Annotated in this window: 6 protein-coding genes and 2 pseudogenes; 4 read left to right on the top strand and 4 right to left on the bottom strand. The window is 63.3% G+C overall.

Features of this window, described 5'->3' with window-relative positions; all coding sequences use genetic code 11:
• Window positions 1-221, bottom strand: a pseudogene (locus tag MOV76_RS37845) (hypothetical protein); the annotation flags it as partial.
• A 298-nt stretch (window positions 222-519) separates the two neighbouring features.
• Between MOV76_RS37845 and MOV76_RS37840 the strand changes: the two are divergent.
• Window positions 520-912, top strand: coding sequence for a hypothetical protein (locus tag MOV76_RS37840; RefSeq protein ID WP_018240964.1), 393 nt, complete (start codon window positions 520-522; stop codon window positions 910-912).
• Between the two features lie 16 nt (window positions 913-928).
• Here MOV76_RS37840 and MOV76_RS37835 read toward each other — a convergent pair whose 3' ends face one another.
• Window positions 929-1,174 carry a hypothetical protein gene (locus tag MOV76_RS37835; RefSeq protein WP_018449220.1) on the bottom strand — a complete coding sequence of 82 codons (246 nt, stop codon included), beginning with the start codon at window positions 1,172-1,174 and terminating at the stop codon, window positions 929-931.
• A 143-nt stretch (window positions 1,175-1,317) separates the two neighbouring features.
• On the opposite strand from MOV76_RS37835, the gene MOV76_RS37830 reads away from it, so the two are divergent.
• On the top strand, window positions 1,318-1,515 hold the full coding sequence (locus tag MOV76_RS37830; RefSeq protein ID WP_012756389.1) for a hypothetical protein: 198 nt from the start codon (window positions 1,318-1,320) through the stop codon (window positions 1,513-1,515).
• 253 nt (window positions 1,516-1,768) lie between these two features.
• Entirely contained in the window at window positions 1,769-2,047 is a 279-nt protein-coding gene (locus MOV76_RS37825) for a hypothetical protein (protein ID WP_018240962.1), read from the top strand.
• Window positions 2,048-2,066: 19 nt separating this feature from the next.
• Here MOV76_RS37825 and ppdK read toward each other — a convergent pair whose 3' ends face one another.
• A complete protein-coding gene (gene ppdK / locus MOV76_RS37820; protein ID WP_247266485.1) occupies window positions 2,067-4,775 on the bottom strand; it encodes a pyruvate, phosphate dikinase in 2,709 nt (902 codons plus the stop codon).
• Between the two features lie 442 nt (window positions 4,776-5,217).
• Between ppdK and MOV76_RS37815 the strand changes: the two genes are divergently transcribed.
• Window positions 5,218-5,478, top strand: a complete 261-nt coding sequence (locus MOV76_RS37815; protein ID WP_247266484.1) for a hypothetical protein — start codon at window positions 5,218-5,220, stop codon at window positions 5,476-5,478.
• On the opposite strand, the pseudogene MOV76_RS37810 reads toward MOV76_RS37815, so the two are convergent.
• Window positions 5,475-6,591 (bottom strand): annotated as a pseudogene (locus MOV76_RS37810) (chromosome segregation protein SMC); the annotation flags it as partial. The gene MOV76_RS37815 and the pseudogene MOV76_RS37810 sit on opposite strands and share 4 nt — an antisense overlap.

Raw genomic sequence — 6,591 nt, 5'->3', positions numbered from 1 at the left:
ATGACGGCGAGCAGCGCGCCGCCGGCGGCGGCAATCAGCAGCAGCACCAGATAGGGTGTGGCGAGGCCGCCGAAGCGGTGGGCGATCATCACAGCCAGCGCCAGCACCAGGGAAAACGCCCCGAGCAGCCGCGAAAAGCGGGCGGCGTTGGAAACGGGGCGGTCGAAGCGGATGGCCATCAAACTTACCGGTTGCTCGTCAGCGCCCGCGCGTTCGACCACGCAAATCGCCTCAACCCTGTTTAGAGCATGATGCCGAAAAGTGTGAAGCGGTTTTCGGACGACATCATGCTCTATTCTTTGATTTAGATCCGGATTCAGATTTTAGGCCGGCCCGGCCTAAAATCATCCGGATCTGGGGCAAGATTCGACTAAATTGAAACTATTGTCTGAGGCATTGCGTTGGAATCCGCGGCGGAAGGCCATGGTGAAACGGCGGCGGCTTCATAAGCCCTTGCTGATATGTCAAAAAAGGGCCATTCTGCCGCGGTTTCATCTCCAGATGTAGAGGAGAGACGGGATGATTTCACCCGAGATTGCAGCAAGGCCGCAGGCGTCTGCGCTTGGCGGGATCGACCACCAGTCCGAGCCGATGCTGCCGATGGAGCTGCTCGAGCTCGAACTTTCGCTCGAAGGTTATGCCGGCGGCGATGCCGGCTTCTGCGAGGCGGTGCGCCAGGCGGCGGCACGCTCCGGCGGCGAACTGCTGTTTGACCTGCCGGCCGGCGGCCTCGTGCAGAATTGCCGGCGCATTGCCGTGCTGCGCATTCCGGATGACGGCCAGGAGATGCGCGTGGTGCTGGCGCTGCTCGACGATCACGGCACGGAGATCCGCATGCAGGCGCCCGACGAAGAGACCGCGCCGCTGGTGCGTTTCGCCGATGCCTTCATCGAACTGCTGGAGCGGATCTAAGTTCTAGATCAAGATGTCAGCGGCGCTCGGCCGCGGCTTCCGCAACACTGCGGAAGGGAAACTTGCGCCCGCATTCGCATTTGATCATGAAATTTTCCTGGTTGTTCGAGGGCCGCTGCACGCCAAAGCCGCGCGGCAGCTGATCGACCTTGAAATCCGGGTGCTTGCGCTTGGGATCGTCGACTTCCGAGGCTTCGGCGAAGCCCTCATTGCCGCATTGCGGACAGTTCAGTTTTTTCGAAAATCGATCGCGAAGGGCCATGCTCGTTCCAGTGATTCCGGCCTCTTTTGGAGAGGCCATGCTTTCCTCATACAGAGGAATGCCCCTCATGCATAGAAAGCTTGGCCGGCGAAAGTGGAACCAAGTGCTGAGGCTGCCGTTCCTTTTTCGAAAAGGAGGCACTCATGCCCAACAAAGACCCGATCCCGACACCCAATGCCGATACGCCGCGCGGGCCGACGCCGACACCCGGCATTCCCGACCCCATCCAGCAAAAACCGCCGCTGACGCCGGCGCAGGATCCGGCCGATACGAAGAATCCCCAGGATCCGCCGCTCAATCCGGCACTGCTGCCGATTGGGGATCCGGCTGGGGCGGCGTGACGATGCTGGTCGTGCCGTATGGCTGCCCCTCACCCTAACCCTCTCCCCGTAAAAACGGGGAGAGGGGACGTGCCCTGCGAGAGGTTAGTGGGGAATGGAGAGGTCGCGGCATGTCCCCTTCGCCCCGCGCGCGGGGAGAAGGTGGCGGCAGCCGGATGAGGGGCCGGTCTCAGCGATCTCCCGGGCCAAGAGCGGCTTGACGCCCTCGCCCGAATGGCCTTTGCTCGGAGCAGGCATTCCAAGGAACACACCAATGCGCATTCGTCTTCTCATCACCGTCATGGCCACCATCGTCGCCGGGCTCTCGGCCTGCCAGACGATGACGCCGGAGGAGCGGCGGGCGGCGGATGAGCAGCGCTGCCTAAGCTATGGCTTCCGCCGCGGCACGGATGGTTTTGCCACCTGCCTGCAACGCATCGATCTCGACCGGCGCGCTGAATCGCGAGCGCAGAGTGCCGAGATGATGCAGAGCATGGCCTGGGATCTGAACGGGCCTTATATCTACCGCGATCGCTGGCGGTATCATCACTGAGCGCCACGGGCGCCCTATTTTACAGGCTTCCCCGCAGCTCTTTCGGACCGCGCCTGATCTCGTCCAGACCGTTTGAAATCACCGCCTGCGCCGCCGCCAGCCTGGCGATCGGCACGCGGAACGGCGAGCAGGAGACATAATCGAGGCCGATCGTCTCGCAGAAGCGGATCGAGGCCGGGTCGCCGCCATGTTCGCCGCAGATGCCGAGCTTCATGTCGTTGCGGGTGCGCCGGCCGCGTTCGGCGGCGATGCTGATCAATTCGCCGACACCGTCGAAATCGAGCGAGATGAAGGGATCGTGCTCGATGATGCCCTTGCGCTGATAGGTGGGGATGAAGGCCGAGGCATCGTCGCGCGAGATGCCGAAGGTGGTCTGCGTCAGGTCGTTGGTGCCGAAGGAGAAAAATTCGGCGGCTTCGGCAATCACATGGGCGCGAAGGGCCGCACGCGGCAGCTCGATCATCGTGCCGACGAGATAATCGATCTTCATGCCGGCCTCGCTCATCACGTCGCCGGCGACGGCATCGATCCGCGCCTTGACGTAATCGAGCTCGGCGCGGAGACCGACGAGCGGCACCATGATCTCCGGCACGACGGCGGCCCCGGTCTCCTGGGCTGCGGCAATCGCTGCCTCGAAGATGGCGCGGGCCTGCATCTCGACGATTTCGGGATAGGAGATCGCCAGCCGGCAGCCGCGATGGCCGAGCATCGGGTTGAACTCGTGCAGCGCATCGACGCGCTGGCGAAGCACGGAGGGCTCCATGCCCATGGCGAAGGCGACCTCGGCCACCTCGTCGTCGGTTTTCGGCAGGAATTCGTGCAGCGGCGGATCGAGCAGGCGGATCGTTACCGGCAGGCCGTGCATGACGGTGAAGAGGCCGGTGAAATCGAGGCGCTGCATCGGCAGCAGCTTGTCGAGCGCCAGCCGCCTGCCCGTCTCATCGACGGCAAGGATCATCTCGCGCATCACATGGATGCGCTCGCCCTCGAAGAACATGTGCTCGGTGCGGCAAAGGCCGATGCCTTCGGCGCCGAAGGAGCGGGCGGCCAGCGCATCGGCCGGCGTATCGGCATTGGTGCGCACCGTCATGCGCCGGGCGCGGTCGGCCCAGCCCATGATGCGGCCGAAATCGCCCGACAGCGCCGGCTGGATCATCGGCACCTCGCCCTTCAGCACCTGGCCGGCCGAGCCGTCGATGGTGATGATATCGCCCTTCTTCAGCGTGACGCCGATGCCGAGCAGCCGCTCGTTGCGCTGATCGATGCGCATGGTGCCGGCGCCGACGACGCAGGGGATGCCCATGCCGCGGGCAACGACCGCCGCATGGCTGGTCATGCCGCCGCGGGTGGTGAGAATGCCTTCGGCGGCATGCATGCCGTGAATATCCTCGGGGCTGGTCTCGACCCTGAGCAGAATGACCTTGCGGCCTTCGGATTCCGCCTCGACGGCCTCTTCCGCGGTGAAGACGATGGCGCCGGTGGCAGCGCCCGGCGACGCCGGCAGCCCGGTGCCGATCACCTGGCGGGTGACGCGCGGATCGATGGTGGGATGCAGCAGCTGGTCGAGGCTGGAGGGCTCGATGCGCAGCACCGCCTCATCCTCGGTAATCACCCCCTCGTCGACCATGTCGACGGCGATCTTCATTGCCGCCCGCGTCGAGCGTTTGCCCGAACGGGTCTGCAGCATCCACAGCCTGCCGCGCTCGATGGTGAATTCGATATCCTGCATGTCGCGGTAATGGATCTCGAGCTCGGTGCAGATGTGGCAGAGCTCGCGAAACGCCTCGGGCATCAGCTTTTCCATCGAGGGTTTTTCGGAGCCCGAGGAAATCCGCCCCTCCTCGGTGATGCTTTGCGGCGTGCGGATGCCGGCCACCACATCCTCGCCCTGGGCATTGACCAGGAATTCGCCGTAAAGCGCCCTCTCGCCGGTCGAGGGGTTGCGGGTGAAGGCAACGCCGGTGGCGGACGAATTGCCGAGATTGCCGAAGACCATCGCCTGGATGTTGATCGCCGTGCCCCAGCCTTCCGGAATATTGTGGAGCTGGCGGTAGGTGACGGCGCGCGCGCTCATCCAGCTGGAAAAGACGGCGCCGACCGCGCCCCAGAGCTGGACTTCGGGATCCTGCGGGAATTCCCGCTCCAGCTCCTCCTCGATCAGCTTCTTGTAGAGCGAGACGATATGCTGCCATTCCGAGGCGCTGAGTTCGGTATCGAATTCATGGCCGAGCTTGGCCTTCTCGTCTTCCAGGATCTCCTCGAAGGCGTCGTTGCCGAGGCCCATGACGACATCGGCATACATCTGGATGAAGCGGCGGTAGCTGTCCCAGGCAAAACGCGCGTCGCCGGCATCATGACCCAGCGCCTGCACGGTCTCGTCGTTGAGGCCGAGATTGAGCACCGTGTCCATCATCCCCGGCATCGAGACGCGGGCGCCGGAGCGCACCGAGAGCAGCAGCGGCTGGCTGACGGAACCGAAGTGGCGGCCGGTGACCGCCTCGATCGCCGATATGCCGGCGCGCACCTCCGCCTTCACCGCATCCTCGATGTGGCGGCCATTCTTGTAATAGGTGTTGCAGGCATCGCTGACGATCGTCAGCCCCGGCGGCACCGGCAATCCGAGCGCGCACATTTCCGCCAGATTGGCGCCCTTGCCGCCCAGAATCTCGTGATCGCGCGCCCGACCCTCAGCCTGCCCGTCGCCGAACCTATAGACCCACTTGGTCATCTTCCCCCCAACACCAAATCGGGATTAGCTTAATCCGTTGGTGTTGAAATGAAAATCGACAAATGCGGCAGAATGTTGCGCTGCACAATAAATCTTGGCCGCGGCCGGCATCGAAACGGTTGAAAGGCGCCCAAACAGCATACAAGGCATAAAAAAAGCTTTGCGGGACTGCAACAATGTCCCGCAAAGCCTTGTTTCCGTCCGGCCAGGAAAACCGGACGGGGGGTCCCTCAACCCAGGAACGGCTCAGCTTTTTGTAAAGAGAACCGCTCTGACCTTGTCATACGCAATTCCTGGGAAAATAGATCGCTACTTCCCAAGATTTGCTCTCGGTTTCCGGTTCTTGCCCTCGCCCGGAAAACCGCACGCAAATTCGACAATGCGCAACCTTTGGTCGCCCGCTTTTCAGCAGAGTAATTAGGTTGCGTTGAAACAACTTCTAATGCAAGTCAGCGAAAAGAGCATCACCCAAATGGGGTACAAGCGACAAGAGAGCCGACCTTTTTTGGTGTTTATTGCTCGGCCCTTGATTTTACGCAATTTCTGGGCGCAAAACCGCGCCGCACCTTTGCTGAAATTGCGCCTGCCTGGTTTCACGCAATCCCGGACGGAAAACCGCTGCGCACTTTTCCTGGAATTATTGTCTTTAGTTTCGCAATTCCGGACGGAAAACCGCTGCGCACTTTTCCTGGAATTGCTTTAGGCAATCTCGCGCAGGCGCTCGGCCATTTGCAGGTCGACGGAGACGAGCTGGGAGACGCCCTGCTCGGCCATGGTGACGCCGAAGAGGCGGTTCATGCGGGCCATGGTGATCGGATTGTGGGTGATGATGACGAAGCGGGTTTCGGTGGAGGCCGCCATTTCGTCCATCAGGTTGCAGTAGCGCTCGACATTGTGGTCGTCGAGCGGCGCGTCCACTTCGTCGAGCACGCAGATCGGCGCCGGATTGGTGAGGAAGACGGCGAAGATCAGCGCCATTGCCGTCAGCGCCTGCTCGCCGCCCGAGAGCAGCGTCATGGTCTGCGGCTTCTTGCCGGGCGGACGGGCGAGGATTTCCAGGCCGGCTTCCAGCGGATCGTCGGATTCGATCAGCTGCAGCTCGGCGGTGCCGCCGCCGAAAAGATGGGTGAACAGCCGCTGGAACTGGGCGTTGACGATGTCGAAGGCGGCGATCAGCCGTTCGCGGCCCTCGCGGTTGAGGCTCTGGATGGCGCCGCGCAGCTTGCGGATCGCATCGATGACGTCGTCGCGTTCCTTGATCAAGGCTTCGAGCTTCTCGCTCAGCTCCTTCTGTTCCTCGTCGGCGCGCAGGTTGACAGCACCCAGCCGCTCGCGCTCGATCCGCAGGCGTTCGAGCTCGCGCTCGACTTCGCGCGGATCGGGAAGCGCCTGCATGGTCGGGCGCCCGGTCAGCTGCAGCGCCTCGTGCGGCGCGACGTTCAGGACCTCGCGGATGCGGCCTTCGCTTTCCTGCCGCTTCTCGCGGGCGGAGACCAGGCGCTCCTCGGCGCGGCCGCGGCGTTCACGGCATTCGGCAAGTTCCGACAGCGCCGTCGTCGCCTTTTGGTCGGCCTCGCGCTGGATGCGTTCGGCCTCGGCCAGGAGATCGCTGGCCTGTCGGCGCGCCTCCTCGGCCTTTTGCAATTCGCTGAGCAGGGCGCGGCGCTTGTCGTCGAATTCATCCGGCGCCAGTTCGAGCTCGGCTGCCTCTTCGCGCGCCTCTTCCTCGCGCTCACGCAGCGTCGCGACATGATCTTCGGCGCTTGCCGCCCGCTGGCGCCAGGTGTCGCGCTCCTGGCCGATCGCCATGATGCGG

It is taken from the genome of Rhizobium sp. PRIMUS64, from assembly GCF_023006465.1.
Lineage (GTDB): Bacteria > Pseudomonadota > Alphaproteobacteria > Rhizobiales > Rhizobiaceae > Rhizobium > Rhizobium leguminosarum.
Note: the sequence above shows the minus strand (reverse complement) of the source record. Positions and strands in the feature narration are given on the sequence as shown.